The sequence below is a fragment of the Algoriphagus namhaensis genome, from assembly GCF_042649705.1.
GTDB lineage: Bacteria > Bacteroidota > Bacteroidia > Cytophagales > Cyclobacteriaceae > Algoriphagus > Algoriphagus namhaensis.
Map to the genome: position 1 here is coordinate 353598 of NZ_JBHRZS010000003.1, position 25038 is coordinate 378635.

Below are 25038 nucleotides of genomic sequence, written 5' to 3' on the forward strand. Positions count from 1 at the left end.
AACTCTAACCTTTTAAAACCATGAACTCACGAAGACAATTTTTAGGTAAAGCCGGTGCAGCTACATTAGGAATAAGTATTTCTGGAATAGAAACTCTCTCTGCCATGAACTCGGCCCCGCAAAAACTCATGGAGGATCGAGTATTGAATGTGGCGATCATGGGGCTTGGATCGTACGGTACTCGTGTGGCGAAGGCTATGGAATCTTGCACGCGAGCCAAGCTTGTAGGTTTGATATCTGGAAGCCCTGAAAAGGTAGTAGCCTGGAGAGAAAAATATAATATCCCTGCTGAAAACTGCTATGACTATGGGAATTTTGATGCAATCAAAAATAATCCAGCCATCGATGCGGTCTATGTTATTACTCCAAATGCATTGCACGCTGAACAATCGATTCGGGTAGCCAAGGCCGGTAAGCATGTGATTTGCGAAAAGCCAATGGCTATCAATGCTAAAGAGGGGAAAGAAATGGTGGATGCATGCCGGGAAGCGGGAGTTCATTTATTGATTGGTTACCGAATGCACTTTGAAGCCAAAACTCTAGAAGTGGTCCGAATGCGGGAGGCTGGTGAGTTTGGAAAACCGTTGTTTTTTCAGGGATTGAGTGGTTTTGTGATAGGAGATCCTACCCAGTGGCGATTGGACCCCAAGCTCTCAGGAGGAGGAGCAATGATGGATATAGGGATTTATTCGATTAATGGAGCGAGATACATGCTTGGTGAGGAGCCGATCTGGGTCACAGCTCAAGAGGTAAAAAACAACCCTGAAAAATTTAGAGATGGAATTGACGAGACAATCACCTTTCAAATGGGCTTTCCGAGTGGAGCTGTAGCGTCTTGTCTATCCACTTACAGCATGAATAACTTGGATAAATTTTATCTGAATGGTACCAAGGGGTTTGCGGAGATGCAACCCTCAACGGGCTACGGTCCCATAGAAGGTAGAACGGACCAAGGTCCTCTCGTCGCTGAACATGTGATGCATCAGACCACCCAAATGGACGAAATGGCGAAATTAATTTTCGAAAATAAAGCTCCAAAAGTTCCCGTAGATGGAGAAGAGGGTCTAAAAGATATGGTGATCATTGATGCCGTTTTTAAAGCCGTCAAAACTGGGGAAAAAGTGAGTTTGGTTTAGGGGATCTTCTCCTCTAAAATAAGCTGCATGAAGATAATGTCTAGCCAGCGGTCAAATTTGTGGCCGACCTCTTTAAATCTTCCGATTTCCTGAAAGCCAAGTTTTTGGTGAAAAAGGTAGCTTCCGTAGTTTGAGCTGTCAATACCTCCAACCATGACATGGATTCCTGCCTTTTTTGCAAGATTAATGAGCTCCTGCAAGAGTGCGGTACCGATTCCCTTTCCGCGATGATTTTGCTCTAGATACACCGAATGCTCTACCGTGAATCTGTAACCAGGTTTGGGTCGAAAAGTGCCATAAGTAGCAAATCCAACCACTTTTTGCTCAGTAAGAGCTACCAAAACCGGAAACCCCTGCTTCACTTTCTCCTCAAACCACAAATTCTGTTCTTGTAGAGTTTTTGGCACAAAGTCATAATTGATAGTGGAGTGGAGGATTTCATGATTATTGATATCAAGAATATCCTTTAAGTCTGATGAATTAGCAGGGCGAATCGTTACCATTTTATTTGACGAAACGTTTGACTATTCGCTCGATTCCGGGTAAGTAAGCAGATCCAAAAAGGTTGAGGTGTACGAGGAGAGGATAGAGGTTATAAATTCCCATTCGGGTTTCAAAACCAGGTTCGAGGGGTAGCACAGACTCGTAAGCTTCATAAAATTTTGAATCAAATCCTCCAAAGAGCCTGCTGAAAGCCAAATCCATTTCCCGATGGCCATAATAAACTGCGGGATCAATCAGGCAGGGTTGGCCGTCCTTGGTGCTGATTACATTTCCAGACCATAAGTCACCATGTACCAAAGCTGGTTTTTCCTTAGGAAAAATACCTTCAATGGATGGGTAGATTGTTTGAAACTCTTTCAAAAAGTCCAATGGAATCAACCGATCAAAATAGGCTTTGCCCAAAAGAGGTTCCAGTCGCTGCTCTATAAAGAAGTCGATCCAGGTATCTTCTTCTCGGTTTCGCTGATGAAGTGTCGCAATGAAATTATCACTTTCCAAACCGAAAGAGCTGGCAGAACTCAAGTGAAGGTGAGCCAATCCGAGCCCCAGATTTTCCCAATAATCCAACTGATAGCGGCCCGAGGGAATAAATTCAGAGAGCAGATAGTTATAATCCCCGATTCGTCCAGCTCCAAAAACCTGAGGTACTTTCAAGAAGGTTGCCTTGCGAAGCATATCTAGTCCCTCGGCCTCTTTTTGGAGGATGTCACGCTCATGATCGAAATTTATTTTGAGAAAAAAATCACCTTCAGACGAACTTAGCCGGATACCTTGGTTGTGATTGCCAGCGGCAATCAGAGATGCAGATCTAAGACTTACAAACGGGCCGATCCACTGATGGAGTACCTGCTCATATATCTCATTCTGATCAAGCATGTTGAGAATGGGTCTCCTTTATTTGAGCCAAAAATCCTTCAATGGACTCATCCAGGATTTGATACACATTTTCAAATCCATCCAGACCTCCGTAGTATGGGTCTGGAACGGAAAGGCTCTCTGGATTGTCCTGAAAGCTGCGCATCAGAAAAATCTCCTTATCGGGAAAGCCAAACTTTTCCTTCATAAGGTTAAGATTCTTTAGGTTTTGCTCATCCATAGCGATGATATAATCAAAGTCGCGGAAATCTCTTCGATTGACCTGACGACCTCTATGTTGGATAGCAATTTTGTGCCTTTTGGCACATGCGATCGTGCGCTCATCTGGAAGCTCACCGATATGATAGTCTGAAGTACCAGCACTATCAGCTGAGAATTTTTTATCAAAACCCTCCTCTTGGATTTTAACTTTAAAAAGCGCCTCAGCAAGAGGAGACCGGCAAATATTTCCTAAACAAACAAATAGAACTTTAATCATGAAATCACAGCACTTACCTTCAATTTTATGAAAATGAAAAGGCTATGAAATTAGTGATTTTTGAATTCAAAATCACTCGATCCTTTCAGATAATGGAATTTTTCTTCGAAAAACTCCCTCTTAATCTTCCGAATACTTTTCTGCTAGAGAAGAATGGCTCAATAATGCTACTTTTGGGAGATGAAAATGCTGTATCGGATTGGAATGTCCTTGGTAAGCTTGCTGCTTCCGGTCTTGGCTCCTTTCAACTCAAAAATGGGAAAATTCATTTCAGGGAGAAAGGACTTGATGAATCGTCTCAGGAGTTTTAAAAAGAAGCATCCCGAGAAGCCAATTTGGTTTCATGTGGCTTCCCTTGGAGAATACGAACAAGCCAAACCCATAATCAATGAGCTCAAGGCTCGGAAACCTAATGCCAAACTTGTGGTGAGTTTTTTTAGTCCCTCTGGATATGAGCCAGCGAGCAAGAAGGATCAGCCCAATGTAGATTTTGTCTCGTATTTGCCTTTGGATCTGAAAGGAGATGCTACCGAATTTGTAAGGGTTCTTGATCCATCTCTGGCGTTTTTTGTAAAGTATGATCTTTGGTATGAGCATATCCAAGCTTTGAAAAATCAAAATGTACCGACCTTTCTGGTCTCGGCACTTTTCAGACCAAAGCAAGCTTATTTCAAGTCAAATGGCTTCTTCCGCAAGATTCTTTTTCAGCTGGATCATATTTTCACCCAAAATGAAGCGAGTTTAAATTTGCTAGCTGGTATCGGATACGAAAATGCAAGTATCACTGGAGATACCCGCTTTGATCGAGTGCATCAAAATGCTACGAATCCACAAAAATTTCCTCAAATAGAGACGTGGATCAGCGATAGAAAGGCAGTGGTTTTGGGATCGGTTTGGGAGGAAGATATGATTCGCTTGATTCCATTGATCAACAGTCATTCTGAATATCGATGGATAATTGCCCCGCATGATTTGAATCAAGAGAAGATGCGGGAATGGGCGAAAAAAATGAAACTCCGTGTCGGCTTTTATACTCAAGCTGGTTGGAATGATTCTCCCAATGTCCTCTTTTTGGACACCATGGGAATGCTATCCTCCGTTTATCAATATGCCCATATCGCCTATGTGGGAGGTGGTTTTGGCAGTGGTCTGCATAATATCTTGGAGCCTATTGGGTTCAAGGTTCCTGTGATATTTGGTAAGGTGAGGCTCGCTACTAAATTTCCAGAGGCAAAGTTAAGCCAAGAAAAAGGCTGCGGGTTTGAAATTGAAACAGCGGAAGATCTAGAGTTGATTTTCAATAAACTTTCGACCGAGGATAGTTATCAAAAGGCCTCCAGGTCAGCGGAAAATTGGCTTCGAGAGAATTTAGGCGCAGCTAAAAAAATATGTGATGAGGTGGATTTAATTTTAGAGAAATCATGAAAGGAAGAGTGATCAAGTCAACGGGGAGTTGGTACGAGGTGGATTTGGGAGATAAACTTATTTCGGCTCGCTTGAAAGGAAAATTTAAACAGGCAGATTTGAAGCTCACGAATCCGATCGCTGTTGGAGATTGGGTAGAATTGATCCCAGAAGAAAATCAGGAAACAGCAGTCATTTCTAAAATCCTACCTCGAGAAAATTATGTGATTCGAAAGTCCACCCGAAAGCAACATTTTTCTCACATCATAGCCAGTAATATTGATCAGGCGATGTTGGTCATTACCATGAAAACCCCAAGGACTTCACTGGGTTTTATTGATCGCTTTTTGGTGAGCATAGAAAGTTTTAGAATCCCGGGGATTCTTGTGGTAAATAAAATGGACCTAATGGATGGGGAGAATGAAGCCGAATGGCTTACGGATATTCATGAGATATATGAGCCATTGGGATATCAGGTAGTCGAAATTTCGGCACTTTTGGAGAAAAATCTTTCAGAGTTTTTTAAACCGCTTCTGGAAAATCATACCACACTGATTGCGGGCCATTCCGGAGTAGGGAAGTCTACTTTGCTCAATGCCTTGATTTCGGAAGCAGGGCAGGCTACTCAGGAAGTTTCTACTTTTACGACTAAGGGACTGCATACCACGACCTTTGCAGAGATGTTTCATTTGGACTATTCTGGAAGTCTGATCGATACGCCGGGTATTAAGGAATTTGGGATTCTGGATATAGAAGAACAGGAGCTGTCACATTATTTTCCCGAGATGAGAGCCTATTTGGGTGAGTGCAAATACAATAATTGTAAGCACATCAATGAGCCAGGCTGTGTCATTTTGGAAAAACTAGAAGAGGGATATATCCATCCATACCGATACCAGAGTTACCTGAATATTTTAAATGAAGAAGATAGCCATCGATAAGAGGAGCCTTATTTTGAAAGCAAGAAGAATTGGCCTAATTTCCCTATTCAAAAGCAAAATGACACATGATTGAAGTTTTGACTCATGCGCAGATTTGTAAAAAAATCACGCGAATGTCCTATGAAATCTACGAGCGGAATGTCAAATCCGATGGAATCGTAATCGCCGGAGTTTCTGGCATGGGCGCAATTTTAGCTTCACTTTTGGTGAAAGAACTCCGTGAGATTTCACCGCTCAGTGTAGATCAAATGGAAATTTTGTTAGATAAATCTGATATCACCACTTCCAAGGTTAAGTTCTCCACCAATCCAGATTTGAAGGGAAAGACAGCTATACTAGTAGACGACGTTTTAAATACTGGAAAAACCTTGGCGTATGCCCTGCACCCCTTTTTAGATACCGAAGTGACCAAAATAGAGATTGCCGTTTTGGTTAATCGCAGTCATGGTAAGTATCCACTCAAGCCGGATTATACAGGATACGAGTTATCCACCACTCTAAATGAGCATATTCTAGTAGATCTTTCTCAGGATCAATATTCTGTACACTTGCGATAAAATTTATGTCAGTCCATTCCTCCGCGAATATCAAGCGAATCACCACTCACATCCTTCAAGAGATGAAAGATCGGGGTGAAAAAATATCCATGTTGACAGCCTATGATTATTCCATGGCAAAAATCGTAGACGCTGCTGGAATCGACATTGTTCTAGTTGGCGATTCTGCATCCAACGTAATGGCTGGACATGAGACCACCTTGCCTATCACCTTGGATCAAATGATATATCACGCTTCGGCAGTTGTGAGGGCAGTGAAGCGATCATTTATTGTCGTGGATATTCCTTTTGGTAATTATCAAGGCAACAGTTCTGAAGCTTTGCGCTCCGCAATCCGGATCATGAAAGAATCCGGCGCACATGCTGTAAAAGTGGAAGGAGGAGCAGAAATAAAAGAATCTGTAATCCGAATTTTAAGTGCTGGAGTACCTGTTATGGGGCACTTGGGCTTGACCCCACAATCTATTTATAAGTTTGGGACGTACACAGTGCGAGCGAAGGAAGAGGCCGAGGCTGCGAAACTTATAGAGGATGCTAAGATTTTGGAGCAATGTGGCTGTTTTGCCATCGTGTTGGAAAAAATTCCTGCTAGTCTGGCTAAGAAAGTGGCAGAGACGGTAAACATTCCTGTCATCGGCATCGGTGCAGGTGGAGGAGTTGACGGGCAGGTATTGGTGATGCATGATATGCTCGGCATCACTCAGGAGTTTAAGCCGAGGTTTTTACGTCAGTATGCCGATTTACAGAAAATAATGACTGATGCTTTCACGGAATATATCAGGGATGTAAAAAGTCAAGACTTCCCGAATGAGTCAGAGAGTTATTGATTTTGTATAAAATAAGAAAAGGAGGCTAGTCCAATTGCGGACTAGCCTCCTTTTTTTTGAGTAGCAACTATTATTTCTCTCTGAGCTCCTTAAAGTTAGTCAGTCCAGTTTGGATCATTTCACTCATAGATCCTTTTACGGCACCGAGATACTTTGCTGGGTCACAATTGGCATAATGGGATGCTAGAGTCAACTCGTCACCTGACACCATGACCAAGGTGGGATATGCACCTTTGCTGAAATTATCTACTTGTGCCGTGGTCACTTCTTTGATTTTTCGATCTTCGAAAACATCCTCAAAATAGACGTCTTTTTTAAGTCCGGTACTGGCATCGAAAGTTGGATTATTGATTTTATCTCCTGCTATGATACGAACTCTAGAAGAGTAGATTTGAGAACCTGTGGCTGCATTTCCGAGAGATTTAGCAAATCCGGTAAGACTTGCACTTTTTTGATCATTGTCATCCACGTTGATTATAGAGGCGAGTCTTAGTCCGATATCAGCTTTGACTGAAGACGAATTGGTCCAATTAGATGAACTCGCATCCAAAGTCACGAATGGAAAAATGAAGGTGGCTTCAGCAACATAAGCATCTTCCAGATCACCAGATAATTTCGAGCTAGTGTCTGTGAAAGTGCCTCTTTCTTTTCCATCTTTTGATACACTCTTTACCCAGTATTCGTAGTTGGTAGGGGTGACCATGACAAAGCCCTTGGCTTGAGCAGTGGAAGAAGCACCACCTTTCATCTTGGTGTATCCAGAGTAATAATCTGTTTTGCCAGCTTCATCAGCCGAAATGATTTCAAATCCATCAGCTTCGAGTTGAGCTACGAGATCTGCATAGGCTTCATCTACAATCTTCTGAAAGTCGGGAACGTCTACCCCGTCTATTTGGACCCCGAGGCTAGTTTTTGTACCTGATACAAAAGAGGTTCTGTTTGCTCGATCATTTTTTGAGCCGGAGGTGGAGGCAGTGGCTTCTTCATAGACCTCAAAGAATGCTCTGAAATTTTGAATGTAAATTCTTTTGGGTGATTTGGATGCTTGATTGCCACGATGCATGGTGTTGATATCATAATTTTTTGCATCAATGTAGTCAGCCGCAGGCTGTAGAATTCCTAGTAGGAAGAAGAATAGGGTTGCGAATAAAGATTTCATAGGTGTAGTACTTTTTGAAAAGTTTAGAATGAATAATGACTAAATCTACACACACTTCGCGGATATTATGCAAATCTACCTTTAGGTAGAATGAGGTTTAAAATTCATAGAAAATTGATTTAAGACATTGAAAATCAGTTATATATTATTCTTCTAAAGAAGAAAATATGCCTTAAGATCACTCTGAATATAGGGCGTTTGCCTTATGAAAAAATTAGGCTATCCTAGTGGCTTTTCTTGCCAAAATTCTTCTGATCACAAAAAAAGCCCTCGATTTTGGTCGAGGGCATTCAGAGATTTGCAATTAAACCTTTTCTTTTTCTTTGGCTTTCTCCTTCACCCTTAGGATAAAATCACTGAGCACATTCATGTAATTGATAAATGCATCGTAAGGTGAGTCATATGGGCTGAAATAGGAGTGGATATCTCCATCAGAAAAGAACTTGGTACACATGTAGTAAAAGTGATCTGAAGTCTGAAGATAAGTCCAGTCACGCTGTATGTCCATATCGTCAATATCACGAACCAAGGCTTCCAACTCATACAAACGATCAAATGCTTCGTCCTGAAGATCGTTTCCAAGCCATGCGGTCAAATCTCGCTCTTCATCAGCCCAAGAAATAGGTACAGGCACATGGATCATATCAACAGGCTTTGAACCTGCAAAAACTTCACTTGGAGTAGAGAAACTAAAATTAGTTCTGGATAAAACTGCTTCAGGAAGACTTCTCATAAATTCGAAAATACCCGTCTCTGCCCACTGGTGTTCGCCAAAGGTTTCATAATCCATAAAGAGATTGAGTACTTGCTCTTGCTTAGGTATCGCATTGATCCAGTTGACGAACTTATCAGTAGTCAACGGATAATCTGCCCAGGTTTTATTTCCAAATCTAAAGGCGATATCGTCTGAGAGCTGGAAATTCTTGAGCAAGACCTTTAGCTTGGGGTTATGGGCATTAGTGTAGACGTAGTTTGGGCTTTTCCATCCAAGGACGTGCTTTGCTCCTTCTGTGAGCACACCTTCATATCCAAGCTCAGCGATCACTTCACCTATATCATCTGAATAGATAAGCTCAGTATTTCTGAATACTTTGGGCTCATAGCCGTCAAAATGCTTTTTAATTTTTTCTTGGTGTCTATTTACACCTCTCTGGAAGGCTTCTTTGCTTTTCAGAGAGGACAAAGTGTGACCATTGGTCTCGCTGAGTAGTTCCACGTGTCCAGTGGCTACTAGCTTTCTGAAGCTTTCCAACACATCCGGAGCGAAGGTCTCCATTTGATCCATAAAGGTTCCGGACATAGAAAAAGTCACTTTAAACTTTCCGTCATATCGATGGATCAGTTCGAGTAAAAGTGCATTCATAGGTAAGTAGCATTTTTGGGCTACCCGGCGAATCACACTTCGATTTAAGAAGTCATCCCAGTAGTAATGATCATCTCCGATGTCAAAAAATCGGTAGGGCTTGATTCGGTACGGCTGGTGTACCTGAAAGTAAAAACAGATGGTTCTCATGATCTTTCTGATAAGGTTTTTTCGTAGGCAACAACGAGCTTTTCAGCTACATGCTCCCATTTTAATCTTTTTAATTCTTGGCTGCCAAGTTCCTTAAACATCTCAGCGATACTTCGGTAATGGAGCAGTGCAAAAATGGCATCTGCCATCGCATCAATGTCCCAGAAATCAATTTTTATGGCATTTACCAACACTTCGGCTACACCAGATTGCTTGGAGATGATGGTAGGGGTGTTGTGTCGGACTGCCTCGAGAGGAGAAATACCAAAGGGTTCAGAAACAGATGGCATCACATAGACATCCGAGATGGCATACATGTGATCTACGTCATCTCCTTTTAAAAATCCCGTAAAATGGAACTTTGATGCAATATTCAATTCGGCTACTCGATCAATCATCCGGTTGAGCAGATCACCAGATCCTGCCATTACAAAGCGAACGTTGGGATCTCTTTCGATCACTTTCTTTGCAGCTTCGACAAAGTATTCTGGGCCTTTTTGAAAAGTAATTCTACCGAGGAAGGTCACGATTTTTTCAGGGACTTTCTTTTGGTACTTAGATTTGATGATGCTTGCGTCAAGCACAGCATTGTGAAGGACACTTACTTTTTCAGCAGGTATCCCATATTTTTTCACAATGGTATTTTTGGTCAAATGACTTACAGCAAGGACATGATCCGCCGCTTCCATTCCTGCTTTCTCGATCTCAAATACTGGTGGGTTTACGCTTTCTCCCGAACGATCAAATTCAGTAGCGTGCACATGGGCAACGAGAGGCTTGCCAGAGATTTCTTTGGCAGCAATGCCTGCTGGAAAAGAAAGCCAATCATGAGCATGAATAATGTCAAAATCGTCTCTATCTCTGGCAATTTGCGCAGCTGTCAGCGCATATCGGGAGACCTCTTCCATGAGGTTTTTACCGTACTTTCCGCTGAAAGCATACTTCGAGGTGAAAATACTTTCGTCAACATCTGTGCGATCATGGATGGCATAATCGGTAAATTTTTGATACTCTTCCGGACCCAGATAAGGGACCAAAAAGCTGCTTACTTCTAGGTAAGTGAGATTTTTCCAGATGGATTTGAATTTCTTTTCCCGATAATCTAAGGTCACATCACTGGCATTGACAAAGTCAGCCAGTGGCTCCTCATCACCCCAAAGCTTAGGAACCACAAAGATGATTTCCTGATTGTGATGGGCAAGTCCCTTGACTAACCCATAACAGGCTGTCCCTAATCCTCCGGAAATATGGGGAGGGAATTCCCACCCAAACATTAACACTCTCATAGAAGTATATTTACACTTTCTTTACCAAATCCATCATTCTCAATAATTCGGCAACGCTCCATGCCTGGGAAATTGAACCCTTGGGTCTGTGTGGAGGATCTCCATCATATATCTCTGCAATGGTGCCGATTCCATATTGAGTCATGATACCATCAAATCCGGCTAAGATTTTTTGTATAAAATTCAAACTGGATTTACCATGAAGTTTGAGGTAGGCTTCTACGAAATGGCCTAAAGGCCAAACCCAAACTGTGCCATTGTGATAGGCTTGATCACGGCTGATCTGATCTCCAAAATAGTATCCCTTGTATCCATGATCATCAGGAGAAAGTGAGCGAAGACCTCTGGTAGTGAGTAGTTTTGATTTCACCACTTCTAATACTTGGTCGCATTGACCTTCATCTAGCATGATGTAGGGTAGTGAGGTGGCAAAAACCATATTTGGTCTCACGGTCCAATCCTTTTCGGTTCCGTTGATTAAGTCTGCCAAAAGGCCTTCTTTCTCTGACCAAAACTCAGCTAAGAAGCTTTCTTTGGCCTGAGCGGCCAAAGCTTCAATCTCCGCATCTCCCGTCAATTCATGGTAAAAGCACAAGGCATTGTACCAAAGGGCTTGAATCTCTACCGGACATCCCATTCTTGGGGTCACGGGACCATCAGGAGTCACAGCGTCCATCCAAGTGAGGGCTATGCCTTCCTGTCCACCCCACACTAGACCATTGTCAAGTACATGGATGTTAAAGTCGGTTCCTTCTCTATACCCGTCAATAATTCCCTTCATTTTACTCAGGTATTTATCCTTGACGGTTTTGGTATCTCCAGTGTAGATAATGTACTGCTGCAAACTCCAAAAATACCAAAGCGGGGCATCGATGGAATTCATATTGGTCATCACTCCACTTCCTACATTCGGAAAAATCGCTCCCTTCAAATCATTGGACATGGTATCCATGATTTTGAGAAAAGTTTCTTTATCTCCATTGACGAGGGTCAGGCCAGGTGCAGCGACAAAGGTGTCTCTACCCCACCATCCAAACCAAGGATATCCAGCAATGATCCGGGTGCCTCCGTCTCTTTCGCGGATAAACTGAGTAGCAGAGTTTTTGAGACAGTTTTCAAAATTATTTCTTGGAGTCCTGCGAGCTATTTCTTTTTCAAAGGCTCTTTGTCTGGTTTTTGGATCTGCTTCTGTCAGTCCTGCTGAAAAAATGACAGACTCTCCCTTTTTAATGGAGAACTCGAAATATCCTGGAACTAAAAGATCCTCTTGGTATTCGTATCCTCGCTCGCGTTCCTGAATATATTCAACATTATGGTACCAGTCAGGCTTTGAGACGAATTCATTTTTCTTCGAAAGCTGTAGATAAAGCGGGTCATATACATCATAGAGCTGGAATTTCGCTCCATTCGGAACCACTTCATACTCTTTATTTACATTGTCATTTGCCTTGGAAAGGCTATGAAAAGATCGAAAGGCTAAGAACGGTGCAATTCTGATTTTTGTAGGAGAATGAGCATCTAGAAGGGTGTATTTGATCATCACCCGGTCTCTATTCGTGTCGAGTATGATTTCTTTTTGAAGCAAAACTCCACCGACTCGATAAGTCAGCCTTGGAATGGGCTCAGAGTCAAAATCCTTCAAATATTTATGACCACGCGGGGAATAGTTTCCAGGATATTTGTTGATTCCGAGATTGAAACTAGCTCCGTGTTGGATGACCGTTTCATGGACAGTGGACAACATGACGTGGTTTTGAGCATCAAGCTGTGGTTGCGGAACCACAAGTAGTCCATGGTATTTTCTTGTATTACAGCCGATTATTGTCGTACTGGTATATGTTCCTGACCTGTTGGTTCGGATTATTTCTCGATCTAAAGAATAATTTAGATTGATTAATTGGGTCTTGTCAAAATGGATGAAGCTCATAAAGAAAAATTCTTATAGAAGCTAAAAATAGAGGATTGGATTCAATAATAAAAAGGCAAAAAAATAAAGGTTATGATATCATAACCTTTTCTTAGTGAATCTTAACTGTGGATCAATTCTTTTTGGATTTCTTCAAAATTCCTGAAAGATTCCTCGAATTTAGTTTGGTAACTCTTCACCATCCGGATGTTTACTGGTTCCAACCTCGGGAACTTCGGCGCGGGTTTAAACAAAAGGAACATAATACATTGGTTTAGTCTGGCTACCATTTCACAAACCTCATGCCAACAAGAGTTTCATAAAAAGGTAAAACCCCTCATTTTGAGGGGTTTTGGGTGAAAGACCGGGTTCGAACCGGCGACCTCCGGTGCCACAAACCGGCGCTCTAACCAGCTGAGCTACAATCACCGTTTATCATTTGATTAAATAAAATTCTCTCAAATGGAGTGCAAAAGTAAACAGAAAGAATATTGACTCCAAACGGTGGATTAAGAATTTCTTGAAAAAGTAATTCGTTCGCCTTTCTTTTCTTCGTTAAACTTCCCATCAGCATAGGCCAAGTGACCAGAAACAATCGTATGAGTGACCTTTGATTTGAATTCATGACCCTCAAATGGAGACCATCCGCATTTTGCCAAAATATTTTCTTTGCTCACCGTCCAAGGTGAATTAAGGTCGACAAGCACTAGATCTGCAAAATACCCTTCCCGAATATAGCCTCGATCATCGATTCGGAATAAGCGCGCAACGCTGTGAGACATTTTTTCGGCGATTCTCTCTAGGCTAATTTTTCCCTTATGGTAAAAGTCCAGCATAGCTACTAGGCTGTGTTGATTCAGTGGACCACCAGAGGGTGCTTTTGTGTAGACTTGAGCCTTTTCCTCAAGTGTGTGAGGTGCATGGTCAGTGGCTATCACGTCAATCTTATCGTCAAGAACTGCTTGGAAAATTGCGTCTCTATCCGTGGCTTTTTTTACAGCAGGATTCCATTTGATCAAATTGCCTTTGGTTAGGTAATCTTCTTCAGAAAACCACATGTGATGGATACAGGCTTCAGCTGTGATTTTTTTCTCTTCCAGTGGAATGCTGTTGTCGAAAAGCTCCAATTCCTTGGCAGTGCTGATATGGAGGATATGCAGTCTAGTTCCATGTTTTTTTGCCATGGCTACTGCTCTACTTGAAGCGTCATAGCAAGCTTCTTCAGATCTGATTTTAGGATGATATTTCACCGGGATATCATCTCCGTAGATTGCCTTGAATTCGGCAAGATTTGATGCAATAATGTGATCATTTTCGCTATGGATTGCGATCAGGGCCTTGCATTCCCGAAAGATTCCTTCCAAAGACTCGATATTGTCCACCACCATATTTCCGGTGGAGGAGCCTTGAAATATTTTTAGCCCGCAGACTTTTCCAAAATCTACTTTTAGTATTTCATCCAAATTGTCATTAGTGGCGCCCATGAAAAAAGAGTAATTGGCCAGGGAAACTTCCTTTGCGCGAGCATATTTCTCCTCCAATAAATCGACCGTCACCGCCTGGGGAACAGTATTTGGCATTTCCATGTATGTGGTGGTGCCACCGGCTATGCCCGATTTGGCCTCTGTGTAGATTTCGCCCTTATGGGTGAGACCGGGTTCTCTAAAATGCACTTGGTCATCAATCACTCCTGGGAAAAGATATTTGCCTTTCGCATCAATGTGTATATCGGCCGATTCACCACCGAGATTTGCTCCGATTTTTTCGATCCGGCCATTCTTGACCAAAACATCCTCCTGACTTATCCGCCCGTCATTGACTATATTTGCGCCTGTGATCAGAATACTTTTCATGGTTACTTTCATTTCGAGTTTAAAATCTGTCCCAAATTAATCAATCATGAGCAATGAATCAGCAGGCTTCGAGGCTTTTAAATTAAACCGTCAGCTACTCAATGCTGTGAGCGAGGCCGGATACACGGAGCCAACGCCTATTCAGGAATTGGCCATCCCGCTTGCCCTTGCTGGGCATGATGTGCTGGGGATTGCTCAGACAGGTACAGGTAAGACGGCAGCCTATATTTTACCCCTTTTGATGAAGGTGAAGTATGCCCAAGGGATGCATCCTAAGGCTTTGGTGCTAGCCCCGACCCGAGAACTTGTGATGCAGATCGAAGAAGTGGCACACCAGATGGCGGCCTATACCGATTTGCGAATCGTGAGTTTGTATGGAGGTCTGGGACCCAAAACACAAATTGAGCAGATCGAAGCTGGGGTGGATATTCTGATTTCGACCACAGGGAGATTTCTTGATCTGTATAGAAAAGGAAAAATTTTCACCAAGGAAATCAAAACCATGATTTTGGATGAAGCGGATAAAATGATGGACATGGGTTTTATGCCACAAATCCGAAATATCCTCGAAATCATTCCGGTCAAACGTCAGAACCTACTTTTCTCGGCTACTTTCAGTTCACGAGTGGATCATTTGGCCGCGGAGTTTCTAGAATTTCCTGAACGGGTGGAAGTCACTCCTTCGGCTACGACGGCAGAGACCATAGCCCAGGTGAAGTATTGCGTACCAAATATGAAGACCAAAATCAGCTTGCTTTCACATTTGATGGCTGAGGAGGAAATTACCCGTGCGATCATATTTACAAGATCTAGAAAAAATGCCGAGGAAGTCTATGCTTATGTCAAAAATAGGGTAGAGGGAGAATCTCGAGTCATTCATGCGAATAAGGGGCAAAATACCCGAATAAATTCCATTGATGATTTTAAGGCTGGAGAGGTGCGAGTCCTTGTGGCGACGGATGTGGCATCCCGTGGTCTAGACGTGTCTATGGTTTCTCACGTGATCAATTTTGATGTTCCACTCATCTATGAGGACTATGTCCATCGAATAGGTCGAACGGGGCGTGCAGAAAATCAAGGAAAGGCGATCACCTTTATCAATCCTGCGGAAGTTTATCACTTCGAGCGTATCGAGGAGATGATCCGTATGGAGGTGGAAGAAAAGAACATCCCGAAGGATGTGGTAATAAGTGAAACGCCATTTGCTGAAAAGCAGGCATATGCCCGAGAGATCGATCGACTTATCCAACGCGACAATCCCGATTACAAAGGTGCTTTTCACGAAAAGAAAGCCAGAAAACAACCAAATAAGTTTACCGAAAAGGCGAAGGAAGAAAAGAAGCGTGGCAATAAGAACTCCAAGGCCAAAAAGAATCGGAATCAGCTGAAAACGAAAAACCAGAAGAATAAAGGCAAATAACGTTTATTCCATTTAATGGATTTAACAAAACTTAAAGTAAGTTAAGCTTTTAGGCCCCATGAATATCGGTAAATTGTTGCCGTTTAAGGAGCTTTTTTGAAATGAAAAAAATAGTCCCCTTCGTAGTAATTTTACTTTTTTTAATCAGTTGCGAATCCTCAGAAGATATAAAAAGTCTTGAGGTGAATAAAACGCGGATTTCTATACCTCTAGGGCCTGAGCAGCTTAATTCTTACCAAGTATGGAGTTCTTATTTTGAAAAGGGGAATAAACTAGTGGCATACAATGATCGGATGCATCATCTTGATTTTTTTGACTTAGATGACCAGAAAGTGATAAGTTCGGTGCCTTTGGAAAAGGAAGGTCCATATGGACTGGGAAGGATAGAGTCTATATATAGACATGCCGCTGACTCTATTTTTTTATATGAGCGTGGGAAGCTTCACATTCTCTCCCTTCTAGGTGAAAAAGTTGAGACTTTTGATCTTTATAAAATTTATGGGAATCTAAATTTAGGTGAGCCAGTGTGTAATTTTTACTTCAAATTAAATTACCGCGAGGAGTCTAAGGAGGTTTTCTTTTTTATGTTAAACCCAACAGATGACATTGAGGAAAAAAGTCAGCACTCTTTGGTCACTTCATTATCATTAGAAAACGAAACTGTAAAAACATTGCCAATCAAACACACCGAACATTTTAAAAATGTGAATGGACATGTCGGGTTTATCACTTATTTGGGGTTTACAGGATTTTTGAACGAAAGGATGATTTATAACTTCCAGTATGAATCGCCCGTATTTGCTTTTTCGCCAATAAGTGGCAAGATCGCCCAAGGTAAGGTTCATGAAGATAAAATGATTAATGAAGTCCTTACGCTGGAAGACCCAGAAGTCTTTGATCGCCATGCTATCGATAACCCACATTTTCTCAGTCCTGTACCAGATCCTTGGAAAGATAAGATTTACAGGTTTATGTGGGGGGCGCCAGACCCGAACCTTGATGAAAATGGTTTTACCGAAAAATCCTCTTCCATTTCTGTATTCGACTCCGACTTAAATCTACTCCAGGAGTTTTCTTTACCTAACTATACATACCAAATCAATAATTGGTTTGTGAATGAAAATGGCTTTTACATGAATGTCGCCCATCCCATGAATGAAACAACTTCTGAGGATTTTTTAGTGTTTGATATATTCAAGTTCAATGTAGATTAAGTATGACCAGCTTGGGTTTTCTTTTTGTCACCCTTTTTATCCAATCCAGTTGGATCGAAGTTCCTTTGGATCATTTTGACTCGAATTCTAGAAAAATTTCAATTGAGTATGTTTTAAATGAGCCTTTTGACTCTCATAGAAAAACCATTTTGATACATGCTGACCCCCTTGATGAATATTTGGGAGTTGGCGACTTGACGGAAGTACAGATACCTGGCTTTAATATAATCCGAATTAGGGGCAGATATTTTTCATCAGATCTGACCAACTTTTTTGATGATAACCCTACTATCACGTGGACGGATAAATATAGATGGCTAAGTCGTAATCAAGTCATTGAAGATATAGAATGGATTCGAAAGGATATTTTAGGAGAACAGCCAAGTATTTTATTGGGATTTGGAAGCGGTGCTGGATTGGTTCATTACTATCTTCACGAATATCCGAATAAGGTTGAAAAAGCTGTGAGCTTAAACCCTTTGCTCTTTGATGTTCCAAAGAATCTGAGCTTTTGGGATCTATTAGAAGGGTTTAATCGGCTTTCAGAAACTCATTCTACAGAGGAGATTGTTCACTTTTCTGTACAATCTTCGGACCCCTATTTTTTTATGGATAAGCCAACGCGGGATAGTGTGGTTGAAAATAGAATAGGAATCTATGAAGAAGCGTTTAGAAAAAAGCCAAAAGTAAAAATAACCCCAAGTCTTGTTGTAAGGTCATTTGAGCATTATATGGATATAGGAATCTACGATTTAGGGCCTATAGGCCATTTCCTGCGACTGCTTTCAAAAGAAATTAGAGATAAATCTTTCGGACAAACCTTCGAAAACTACACAGGGACAAATTACGATTTAGGGAAAAGTTATTTTTCGAAAATGATACTAATTGGAGGAGCATATAACTTACTGCTTGACCCTAAGTCTTTTGACGTAATCGGCGAGTTTTATCCAAATTCCAATGTTTTCCTCCTGAAGGATGGATTTGATTTTTCAATGACAAGAAAGGCAGGGATTTGGAGTGAGCTATTGTCGGTTTTTTGTTCGGGTATAATTCCCGATCAGATACAAATGTATTCCAAACTTCAAGGAATGGATTTACTTTTTCAGGACCGCGATTATAATTCTATCCGCGTTGGCAAATAAAAAAAGCTCCGAGTGATCGGAGCTTTTTGGTTAGCGGTCTGTTCTGGTATTGGTGCCATCCACTGGGGTTCGCTTGTCTCTGTTTGCGAGATCCCAAGCCGTATGGAAGATCAGCTGAGCTCGCTTGGTCATCAGCGGAAACTCAATTTTTTCTACTGTATCCGTGGCTTGATGGTAATCATCGTGAACTCCATTAAAGAAGAAGATCACAGGAATTCCAAATTTTGCAAAATTGTAATGATCCGAGCGATAGTAGAATCGATTAGGATCGTCCTCTGCATCGTATCTGTAGTCCAGAATTAGGTTGGTATAGGTGATGTTATTGTATTCATTGATTTTCTTCAATTGTGAAGAAAGCATCTCCGAACCGATCACGTACACATAGTCTTTGTTTTCGGCTTCTTGATATTCGTAGTCGATACGCCCCACCATATCGATATTGATATTGTTTACCGTATTCTCAATTGGGAAGATTGGATTTTCAGCATAATACTGAGATCCTAAAAGACCTTTCTCTTCTCCAGTCACATTAATGAATAGGATAGATCGACGTGGCTTGAACCCGTCCTTGGCCGCAGTGGCAAACGCCTCGGCAATCTCCATGACAGAAACAGTGCCTGACCCATCATCATCTGCGCCATTGAAAATTTGGCCTTCACTACCCACACCTACGTGGTCATAGTGTGAAGAAATGACTAGCACTTCTTCTTTTTTATCCGTACCCTCGAGGAATGCTAGAATATTGGAAGTCTCTAATCTTTCGTTGTTCTTAATTACTTGAAATGTCACTTTTTGAGAGGAAATGCTTTCTGGGTTACTCTTAGCAGCTTCTTTCAGATCAGGAACTGGCACTCCGAAAAGCTCACTCATTTTGTCTGAGCTGACAGTGAAAATCGGCCTTTGCTGAGTTTCTTTTTCAAAACCAGGACGCCCTCTGCCAGATAGTCTTTGATATCTTGCTGCCAATCGGTCAAAGTTGGCTTGACCTTCCATTGTCACGATGACAATACCAGCTGCTCCAGCATCCATCACCTTGTCCACAAGACCTTGAGTTCTCTCACCAACAGCCCATAAGCCCACTAATTTGCCTTCTACATCGATCTTGGCTAGGTTTTCATCAGAAGCAAGACCCAAGAAAACTAACTCAGTTTTCATCTTTTTGGCCATATCAGCATCACCTTGGAAAACAAAGTCCACGTTTTGCACGAGCTTCTGCTTTCCAATTTGAAGGGTTGGAACTTCATGAGAAACACTGACTAATTCAAAAGTTTGCAAATAGCTACCATCCACAGGGCCGGCTAATCCGATATTTTTATAGAAATCGATAATGTATTCAGCTGCCATGCGCTGTCCCTCAGAGCCGGTGTCTCTACCTTGCATCTCATCAGATGCGATGATAGTCAAATGCTTTTCAAGATCTTGAGCAGTAATGGTGCTACCGTATTTCACTTGAGTGGGGTTTTGAGCCCATAACTGTGCGGATAACCCGAGTAGGGCAAAACCAGTTAATAACAGTCCTTTTTTCATAGTTTCAATTTTTCTGACGCTAAACTAGATAAAAAATGGACACTCGGGTAAACCGTTTATCAGAATTGCGTGTTGGAAGGGTAATTTCTCGGAATTATGGATTTAAAATAATCCTAGAAATCATAACTTTGCACCTTGAAAATCAAACGGATTTACCCAAAACAATAAATAACTTTCCTCAAGTTTCTTATGCAGATCAATCTTTCAAGCGCTCTTCAATTTGAGAGCAGACACAATGGCCCGACAGAAGCGGAAATCGCAGTGATGTTGGAAAAAATCGGTGCCTCATCAATCGAGGAATTAATCAATCAAACCGTCCCAGAAAGCATCCGGCTCACCAAGCCGATGGATCTTCCTCAAGCACAGACGGAATCAGACTTCCTGATCAGCTTTAAGAAGCTTGCGCAAAAAAATAAAGTATTCAAATCCTTCATCGGGATGGGGTATTACGATACTCAAGTGCCGGGAGTGGTTTTGAGAAATGTACTTGAAAATCCAGGATGGTATACCGCATATACTCCCTATCAGGCAGAAATTGCTCAAGGTAGATTGGAGGCTTTGATCAATTTCCAGACTGTGGTGATGGAACTCACCGGAATGGAAATAGCAAACGCATCGCTCCTGGATGAGTCTACAGCTGCTGCTGAGGCCATGACCATGCTTTTTGCGGTAAAACCAAGAGAAAAGAAGACAGCGTCTAAGTTCTTTGTGGATGAGAAAATATTTCCTCAGACCAAAGCTCTACTCGAAACCAGAGCTGAGCCGCTTGAGATTGAACTTGTATACGGAAGTATCGATTCGCTTGATGTGACTGATCCTGAGATTTTTGGGGTACTATTCCAATATCCTAATGTGGATGGTGAAGTGAAGGATTATGCTGCAATCGTGGCAGCTGCAAAAGAGAATAATGTTGCTACTGCTTTCGCGACTGATCTTCTTGCGCTAACTATTCTAACACCTCCGGGAGAAATGGGAGCAGACGTAGTAGTAGGTTCTGCACAAAGATTTGGCGTGCCGATGGGCTATGGTGGACCTCATGCAGGCTTTTTCGCCACATTAGATAAGTATAAAAGACAAATCCCAGGACGAATTATCGGGGTATCTCTGGACAAGGCTGGAAAAAAAGCCTACAGAATGGCTCTTCAGACTAGAGAGCAGCATATCAAAAGAGAAAAAGCAACCTCGAATATTTGTACTGCGCAAGTTCTCCTAGCGGTGATGTCTAGTTTCTACTCAGTATATCACGGTCCAAAGGGATTGAAAAATATTGCACTTCGCACCCATGGATTAGCCAAATTGGCTGCTGCCGGCATAGAAGAACTAGGATTCAACATCGAAACGAAAAACTTCTTCGACACGATCAAGGTCCATGTTGATGATGCTGTGAGTAAAAAAATTGAAGCGGTAGCTTTAAAGGCTGAAATGAATTTCAGATATGCTGATGGAGCGATTTTCATTGCATTTGATGAGGCAAAAAGATTAGCAGATGCACAAGCTGTGGTTGATATTTTTGCAACAGCAGTTAGCAAGACTTCCGCTAACTTGAGCGAGCAAACCGAAAATCTTTCGGTTGAGCTTCCTACTGAATTAATTCGAACTTCAGAGTATTTAACTCACCCGGTATTCAATCAATACCACAGTGAGCACGAGATGCTTCGATATATCAAGCGATTGGAAAGCAAGGATCTTTCTTTGGTGCATTCAATGATTTCTTTGGGCTCATGCACCATGAAGTTGAATGCCACTGCGGAGATGATTCCAGTGACATGGCCGGAATTTGGTCAAATGCATCCTTTTGCGCCAGTAAATCAAACCCTTGGTTACGTTGAGCTATTTGAAAATTTGACACATTGGCTCAATGAGATTACTGGATTTGCTGCTACGTCTCTTCAGCCTAATTCGGGAGCTCAAGGAGAGTTCGCTGGTCTAATGGTTATCCGTCAGTACCATATCGATCGTGGAGAAGGACATAGAAATATTGCCTTGATCCCGACTTCCGCACATGGTACCAACCCAGCTTCTGCAGTAATGGCAGGGATGAAAGTGGTATTGGTGAAATGTGATGAAAAAGGAAATATCGACCTAGCTGATCTCAAAGAAAAGGCTGCTGCTCATGCAAATGATCTTGCTGCACTTATGGTAACATACCCATCTACTCATGGTGTATTTGAGGAGGCAATCAAGGAAATCTGTGCGACAATCCATCAATATGGTGGTCAAGTCTATATGGATGGTGCCAATATGAATGCGCAAGTAGGACTCACTAGCCCAGGAAATATTGGAGCTGACGTTTGTCACTTGAATCTTCACAAGACCTTCTGTATTCCTCACGGTGGTGGCGGACCTGGTATGGGGCCAATTTGTGTGGCTAGCCATCTAGCTCCTTTCCTTCCAGGAAATCCATTGATTCAAACTGGTGGTGAAAAAGCGGTTTCATCTATCTCTGCGGCGCCTTATGGTAGTGCGAGTATTTTGCCAATTTCCTACGCTTACATTGCTTTAATGGGCGCTGAAGGACTGACAAATGCAACCAAACTTGCAATTTTGAATGCGAACTATATCAAGGAAAGACTCCGTGATCACTTCCCTATCCTTTATACTGGATCCAAAGGAAGAGCTGCTCACGAGATGATTGTTGATTGCAGAAACTTCAAAGAAGTAGGTGTGGAAGTGGAAGATATCGCCAAGCGATTGATGGATTATGGGTTCCACGCTCCAACGGTATCTTTCCCAGTAGCTGGTACTTTGATGATCGAGCCAACTGAGTCAGAAACGATAGCGGAATTGGATCGATTCTGTGATGCACTGATTGCTATCCGAGAGGAAATTCAAGAGATCCAAGATGGTAAGGCTGATCGAGATAATAACGTGTTGAAAAACGCTCCTCACACTGCCGCTATGGTATTGCAAGGGGAGTGGGATTTGCCTTATTCAAGAGAGAAGGCTGTGTTCCCTATTGATCATGTTAAAGAAAATAAGTTTTGGCCTACGGTTCGTCGAATTGATTCTGCATTCGGTGACAGAAACTTGATGTGTAGCTGTATTCCAGTTGAGGAATATGCCGAAGAGGAAATGGCCTAAAAAGAAAACTTGAAACAAAAAAGAGTCCCGATTGATAAAATCGGGACTCTTTTTTTATGTTGGTTTTAGACTTAAACGTTTACGTGTCGCTCAGCATGATAAGATGATCGTACCAATGGCCCAGACTCAACATATTTCAACCCTCTTTTCAAGCCCTCCTCACGATAGTGATCGAAAAGATCCGGATGAATAAACTCTGCCACTTCAATATGCATTTTAGTGGGTTGGAGGTATTGCCCTAAGGTCAAAATATCACAGCCATTTGCCACAAGATCGTCCATAGCTTGGTATACTTCTTCTTTGGTTTCCCCAAGACCGAGCATAATGCCAGTTTTGGTTCTTTTGCCAAATTCTTTGGTCAATTTGATTTGCTCTAAGGATCTATCGTATTTGGCCTGTGGCCTCACTCTTCTGTAAAGACTTCCCACGGTTTCCATATTATGAGACACCACCTCTTGTCCCCCCGATATCATTCGATATAACGCATCCCAGTTTCCTTTCACATCTGGGATCAAGGTTTCGATGGTAGTGGTGGGAGATTGTTCTTTGGTTTGAACTACGGTTTGATACCAAATCTCAGCACCTCTATCTTTTAATTCATCCCGATTTACGGAAGTAATCACAGCATGCTTAACTCCCATAAGACGGATGGCTTCAGCCACGCGTCTTGGTTCGTCTGTGTCATACTCAGGTGGTCTACCTGTCGCCACAGCACAGAATGAGCAAGATCGAGTACATACATTTCCTAGGATCATGAAGGTGGCAGTACCTGCTCCCCAACACTCACCCATATTAGGGCAGTTGCCACTCTCACAGATGGTATGAAGCTTATGCTCGTCGACTAGTCGTCTGACTTTAGCATATTCTTTTCCGACAGGAAGTTTTACTCGCAACCAATCGGGCTTCTTTTTTCTGGTTGATTCTTCGGAAATAACCGGAAGTTCTATCATCACAAATCAAATTTTAGTCAAAGGTAAGGCTGGTTTTAACAAAAGCCAATTTTTGGATTACTGTCTGAATCCATAAAAAAATGTAAAATAGACCGATTGAAATATCTGTCTATTTTCAGTAGTTGGGATCAGCGGAATCTCTTTGGTAAAACCCTCCAGCATGTAGCCAAGTTCCAATCCGGTCACATTGCTTTTGAAGACTCCAAATTCGAAAGAAACTGCGGCTTTTGCATTCGCGCCAAAGGCGAATTCAGACTGTCCAAGTCCCTGGAATAGACTTCCCGTTCCCAAAATATTAAACCTACTTTGATGAACTTCAGGGTTGTATTGTTCAGTTACCGTCTCGAGTCTATTGACGGCGTACTCAATATAGTAAGGAGCAATAAGGCCGAAAGTAGGACCAATTGCGCCTAGTACTGAAACTTGTACACCTTGATTTGGGGCTTTTTTGAATACAATTTTTTCACGTCCGTATTGAGGACGTATGGAGTAGAGATAATTAGATTTTCCAAAAATGTAGCTATTTCCCAGAACGGTATTGTAGCGAACCTCTTTTGGGTTTTTCACATTTGAAAGTTCCACAGCCCAAAAGCTGAGTTGGTCATCGGTAATTTTTGTACCGACTTTTACGACAAACCCACCGATCAGTCCACCATTGGTATTTTTATTGACACCAAAAAGAACCTCACGGTCATAGTCATAGTTACCCACATCATCGCGCTGAGCGAATACGTCTGCAAAACTCAAGAGGCAAATCAGGGTGAGAAGATATTTCAGTTGGGACATTCGATAAGGACGAAATATTGGACTATTTTTGATCACAAGTATTTAACTGAATTTTAAAAGTAAGAGTTTATGCCCACTATAAAAAGTTCATATTTAGGGAAATTGCGGACTGAGTCTGAGCACCTTGGAAGCGGGGAGAAAATCCTGACTGACGCTCCAAAAGACAACAATGGAAAAGGGGAGGCTTTTTCCCCTACTGATCTGGTTTCTAGTGCTTTAGCGAGCTGTATGGTGACTATTATGGGAATTGTTGCCAATCGTTCGAATATCGATCTGGAGGGGATGACTTGGGAAGTGACCAAGGTGATGCAAAGTGACCCAAGAAAAATAAAAGAAATTATAATAGACTTTCATTGGGACAATGCGCCAAATGATTCGGTCTTTCTAAAGAAATTGAAAAATGCGGCCAAGACTTGCCCAGTGGCACTAAGTTTGGATCCTCAAATTTCCCAAACACTAACCTTCCATTTCTAACTTT

22 protein-coding genes and 1 tRNA gene are annotated in these 25038 nt (G+C 42.0%); 11 read left to right on the top strand and 12 right to left on the bottom strand.

Annotated elements, in window-relative coordinates; translation table 11 throughout:
• Nucleotides 1–20: 20 nt before the first annotated feature.
• Nucleotides 21–1136, top strand: coding sequence for a Gfo/Idh/MocA family protein (locus ACFOSV_RS03215; RefSeq protein ID WP_377903330.1), 1116 nt, complete (start codon nucleotides 21–23; stop codon nucleotides 1134–1136).
• Here ACFOSV_RS03215 and ACFOSV_RS03220 read toward each other — a convergent pair.
• From ACFOSV_RS03220 to ACFOSV_RS03230, 3 genes are read right to left on the bottom strand one after another with little or no spacing between them, the layout of a single operon-like run.
• Complete coding sequence (locus tag ACFOSV_RS03220; RefSeq protein WP_377903332.1) at nucleotides 1133–1639, bottom strand: GNAT family N-acetyltransferase; 507 nt, start codon at nucleotides 1637–1639, stop codon at nucleotides 1133–1135. The two genes, ACFOSV_RS03215 and ACFOSV_RS03220, sit on opposite strands and share 4 nt — an antisense overlap.
• A 1-nt stretch (nucleotide 1640) precedes the next feature.
• Nucleotides 1641–2516 (bottom strand): fructosamine kinase family protein, encoded by an 876-nt coding sequence (locus tag ACFOSV_RS03225; RefSeq protein WP_377903334.1) that lies wholly within the window; start codon nucleotides 2514–2516, stop codon nucleotides 1641–1643.
• Nucleotides 2509–2994 (bottom strand): low molecular weight protein-tyrosine-phosphatase, encoded by a 486-nt coding sequence (locus tag ACFOSV_RS03230; RefSeq protein ID WP_377903336.1) that lies wholly within the window; start codon nucleotides 2992–2994, stop codon nucleotides 2509–2511. Before ACFOSV_RS03230 ends, ACFOSV_RS03225 begins: the two co-directional genes overlap by 8 nt.
• A gap of 44 nt (nucleotides 2995–3038) precedes the next feature.
• Here ACFOSV_RS03230 and ACFOSV_RS03235 point away from each other — a divergent pair, with 44 nt between their 5' ends.
• The 5 genes from ACFOSV_RS03235 to panB all read left to right on the top strand — a co-directional run bounded on the left by ACFOSV_RS03235 (nucleotide 3039) and on the right by panB (nucleotide 6723).
• Nucleotides 3039–3305 carry a hypothetical protein gene (locus tag ACFOSV_RS03235; RefSeq protein ID WP_377903338.1) on the top strand — a complete coding sequence of 89 codons (267 nt, stop codon included), beginning with the start codon at nucleotides 3039–3041 and terminating at the stop codon, nucleotides 3303–3305.
• The gene (locus tag ACFOSV_RS03240; protein WP_377903340.1) at nucleotides 3250–4419 is read left to right on the top strand and encodes a 3-deoxy-D-manno-octulosonic acid transferase; all 1170 of its coding nucleotides are present in this window, start codon (nucleotides 3250–3252) and stop codon (nucleotides 4417–4419) included. Before ACFOSV_RS03235 ends, ACFOSV_RS03240 begins: the two co-directional genes overlap by 56 nt.
• Entirely contained in the window at nucleotides 4416–5339 is a 924-nt protein-coding gene (gene rsgA, locus ACFOSV_RS03245) for a ribosome small subunit-dependent GTPase A (protein ID WP_377903342.1), read from the top strand. Before ACFOSV_RS03240 ends, rsgA begins: the two co-directional genes overlap by 4 nt.
• A 65-nt stretch (nucleotides 5340–5404) precedes the next feature.
• The gene (locus ACFOSV_RS03250) at nucleotides 5405–5896 is read left to right on the top strand and encodes a phosphoribosyltransferase family protein (protein WP_377903344.1); all 492 of its coding nucleotides are present in this window, start codon (nucleotides 5405–5407) and stop codon (nucleotides 5894–5896) included.
• 5 nt (nucleotides 5897–5901) lie between these two features.
• Nucleotides 5902–6723: a 3-methyl-2-oxobutanoate hydroxymethyltransferase gene (panB, locus tag ACFOSV_RS03255; protein ID WP_377903346.1), complete on the top strand. Its 822-nt coding sequence runs from the start codon at nucleotides 5902–5904 to the stop codon at nucleotides 6721–6723.
• Between the two features lie 70 nt (nucleotides 6724–6793).
• Here the strand turns inward: panB and ACFOSV_RS03260 are convergent, their stop codons facing one another.
• From ACFOSV_RS03260 to ACFOSV_RS03285, 6 genes are all read right to left on the bottom strand, one after another.
• Complete coding sequence (locus tag ACFOSV_RS03260) at nucleotides 6794–7882, bottom strand: hypothetical protein (RefSeq protein ID WP_377903348.1); 1089 nt, start codon at nucleotides 7880–7882, stop codon at nucleotides 6794–6796.
• Nucleotides 7883–8186: 304 nt separating this feature from the next.
• Nucleotides 8187–9395 carry a glycoside hydrolase family 57 protein gene (locus tag ACFOSV_RS03265; protein ID WP_377903350.1) on the bottom strand — a complete coding sequence of 403 codons (1209 nt, stop codon included), beginning with the start codon at nucleotides 9393–9395 and terminating at the stop codon, nucleotides 8187–8189.
• A complete protein-coding gene (locus ACFOSV_RS03270) occupies nucleotides 9392–10681 on the bottom strand; it encodes a glycosyltransferase family 4 protein (protein ID WP_377903352.1) in 1290 nt (429 codons plus the stop codon). The genes ACFOSV_RS03265 and ACFOSV_RS03270 overlap by 4 nt, the downstream gene beginning before the upstream one ends.
• 10 nt (nucleotides 10682–10691) lie before the next feature.
• Complete coding sequence (locus ACFOSV_RS03275) at nucleotides 10692–12608, bottom strand: amylo-alpha-1,6-glucosidase (RefSeq protein ID WP_377903354.1); 1917 nt, start codon at nucleotides 12606–12608, stop codon at nucleotides 10692–10694.
• Nucleotides 12609–12941: 333 nt separating this feature from the next.
• Nucleotides 12942–13017, bottom strand: a tRNA-His gene (locus ACFOSV_RS03280).
• A 79-nt stretch (nucleotides 13018–13096) separates the two neighbouring features.
• On the bottom strand, nucleotides 13097–14440 hold the full coding sequence (locus tag ACFOSV_RS03285) for a dihydroorotase (protein WP_377903499.1): 1344 nt from the start codon (nucleotides 14438–14440) through the stop codon (nucleotides 13097–13099).
• A gap of 46 nt (nucleotides 14441–14486) precedes the next feature.
• On the opposite strand from ACFOSV_RS03285, the gene ACFOSV_RS03290 reads away from it, so the two are divergent.
• From ACFOSV_RS03290 to ACFOSV_RS03300, 3 genes are all read left to right on the top strand, one after another.
• Nucleotides 14487–15860 carry a DEAD/DEAH box helicase gene (locus ACFOSV_RS03290; protein WP_377903356.1) on the top strand — a complete coding sequence of 458 codons (1374 nt, stop codon included), beginning with the start codon at nucleotides 14487–14489 and terminating at the stop codon, nucleotides 15858–15860.
• Nucleotides 15861–15961: 101 nt separating this feature from the next.
• The gene (locus ACFOSV_RS03295; RefSeq protein WP_377903358.1) at nucleotides 15962–17074 is read left to right on the top strand and encodes a DUF4221 family protein; all 1113 of its coding nucleotides are present in this window, start codon (nucleotides 15962–15964) and stop codon (nucleotides 17072–17074) included.
• A 2-nt stretch (nucleotides 17075–17076) separates the two neighbouring features.
• Nucleotides 17077–18216: an alpha/beta fold hydrolase gene (locus tag ACFOSV_RS03300; protein WP_377903360.1), complete on the top strand. Its 1140-nt coding sequence runs from the start codon at nucleotides 17077–17079 to the stop codon at nucleotides 18214–18216.
• Between the two features lie 30 nt (nucleotides 18217–18246).
• Here ACFOSV_RS03300 and ACFOSV_RS03305 read toward each other — a convergent pair whose 3' ends face one another.
• Nucleotides 18247–19743 carry a M28 family peptidase gene (locus ACFOSV_RS03305; RefSeq protein ID WP_377903362.1) on the bottom strand — a complete coding sequence of 499 codons (1497 nt, stop codon included), beginning with the start codon at nucleotides 19741–19743 and terminating at the stop codon, nucleotides 18247–18249.
• 189 nt (nucleotides 19744–19932) lie between these two features.
• On the opposite strand from ACFOSV_RS03305, the gene gcvP reads away from it, so the two are divergent.
• Nucleotides 19933–22824 carry an aminomethyl-transferring glycine dehydrogenase gene (gene gcvP / locus ACFOSV_RS03310; RefSeq protein WP_377903364.1) on the top strand — a complete coding sequence of 964 codons (2892 nt, stop codon included), beginning with the start codon at nucleotides 19933–19935 and terminating at the stop codon, nucleotides 22822–22824.
• 71 nt (nucleotides 22825–22895) lie between these two features.
• Here the strand turns inward: gcvP and lipA are convergent, their stop codons facing one another.
• Nucleotides 22896–23774 carry a lipoyl synthase gene (lipA, locus tag ACFOSV_RS03315; RefSeq protein ID WP_377903366.1) on the bottom strand — a complete coding sequence of 293 codons (879 nt, stop codon included), beginning with the start codon at nucleotides 23772–23774 and terminating at the stop codon, nucleotides 22896–22898.
• 57 nt (nucleotides 23775–23831) lie between these two features.
• Entirely contained in the window at nucleotides 23832–24560 is a 729-nt protein-coding gene (locus ACFOSV_RS03320) for a hypothetical protein (protein ID WP_377903368.1), read from the bottom strand.
• 69 nt (nucleotides 24561–24629) lie between these two features.
• Here ACFOSV_RS03320 and ACFOSV_RS03325 point away from each other — a divergent pair, with 69 nt between their 5' ends.
• A complete protein-coding gene (locus tag ACFOSV_RS03325; RefSeq protein WP_377903370.1) occupies nucleotides 24630–25034 on the top strand; it encodes an OsmC family protein in 405 nt (134 codons plus the stop codon).
• Nucleotides 25035–25038 lie beyond the last annotated feature (4 nt).

Coding starts and splice junctions, on each gene's coding strand:
- ACFOSV_RS03215 (WP_377903330.1), top strand. CDS start 21: ATGAACTCACGAAGACAATTTTTAGGTAAAGCCGGTGCAGCTACATTA.
- ACFOSV_RS03220 (WP_377903332.1), bottom strand. CDS start 1,639: ATGGTAACGATTCGCCCTGCTAATTCATCAGACTTAAAGGATATTCTT.
- ACFOSV_RS03225 (WP_377903334.1), bottom strand. CDS start 2,516: ATGCTTGATCAGAATGAGATATATGAGCAGGTACTCCATCAGTGGATC.
- ACFOSV_RS03230 (WP_377903336.1), bottom strand. CDS start 2,994: ATGATTAAAGTTCTATTTGTTTGTTTAGGAAATATTTGCCGGTCTCCT.
- ACFOSV_RS03235 (WP_377903338.1), top strand. CDS start 3,039: ATGAAATTAGTGATTTTTGAATTCAAAATCACTCGATCCTTTCAGATA.
- ACFOSV_RS03240 (WP_377903340.1), top strand. CDS start 3,250: ATGGGAAAATTCATTTCAGGGAGAAAGGACTTGATGAATCGTCTCAGG.
- rsgA (WP_377903342.1), top strand. CDS start 4,416: ATGAAAGGAAGAGTGATCAAGTCAACGGGGAGTTGGTACGAGGTGGAT.
- ACFOSV_RS03250 (WP_377903344.1), top strand. CDS start 5,405: ATGATTGAAGTTTTGACTCATGCGCAGATTTGTAAAAAAATCACGCGA.
- panB (WP_377903346.1), top strand. CDS start 5,902: ATGTCAGTCCATTCCTCCGCGAATATCAAGCGAATCACCACTCACATC.
- ACFOSV_RS03260 (WP_377903348.1), bottom strand. CDS start 7,882: ATGAAATCTTTATTCGCAACCCTATTCTTCTTCCTACTAGGAATTCTA.
- ACFOSV_RS03265 (WP_377903350.1), bottom strand. CDS start 9,395: ATGAGAACCATCTGTTTTTACTTTCAGGTACACCAGCCGTACCGAATC.
- ACFOSV_RS03270 (WP_377903352.1), bottom strand. CDS start 10,681: ATGAGAGTGTTAATGTTTGGGTGGGAATTCCCTCCCCATATTTCCGGA.
- ACFOSV_RS03275 (WP_377903354.1), bottom strand. CDS start 12,608: ATGAGCTTCATCCATTTTGACAAGACCCAATTAATCAATCTAAATTAT.
- ACFOSV_RS03285 (WP_377903499.1), bottom strand. CDS start 14,440: ATGAAAAGTATTCTGATCACAGGCGCAAATATAGTCAATGACGGGCGG.
- ACFOSV_RS03290 (WP_377903356.1), top strand. CDS start 14,487: ATGAGCAATGAATCAGCAGGCTTCGAGGCTTTTAAATTAAACCGTCAG.
- ACFOSV_RS03295 (WP_377903358.1), top strand. CDS start 15,962: ATGAAAAAAATAGTCCCCTTCGTAGTAATTTTACTTTTTTTAATCAGT.
- ACFOSV_RS03300 (WP_377903360.1), top strand. CDS start 17,077: ATGACCAGCTTGGGTTTTCTTTTTGTCACCCTTTTTATCCAATCCAGT.
- ACFOSV_RS03305 (WP_377903362.1), bottom strand. CDS start 19,743: ATGAAAAAAGGACTGTTATTAACTGGTTTTGCCCTACTCGGGTTATCC.
- gcvP (WP_377903364.1), top strand. CDS start 19,933: ATGCAGATCAATCTTTCAAGCGCTCTTCAATTTGAGAGCAGACACAAT.
- lipA (WP_377903366.1), bottom strand. CDS start 23,774: ATGATAGAACTTCCGGTTATTTCCGAAGAATCAACCAGAAAAAAGAAG.
- ACFOSV_RS03320 (WP_377903368.1), bottom strand. CDS start 24,560: ATGTCCCAACTGAAATATCTTCTCACCCTGATTTGCCTCTTGAGTTTT.
- ACFOSV_RS03325 (WP_377903370.1), top strand. CDS start 24,630: ATGCCCACTATAAAAAGTTCATATTTAGGGAAATTGCGGACTGAGTCT.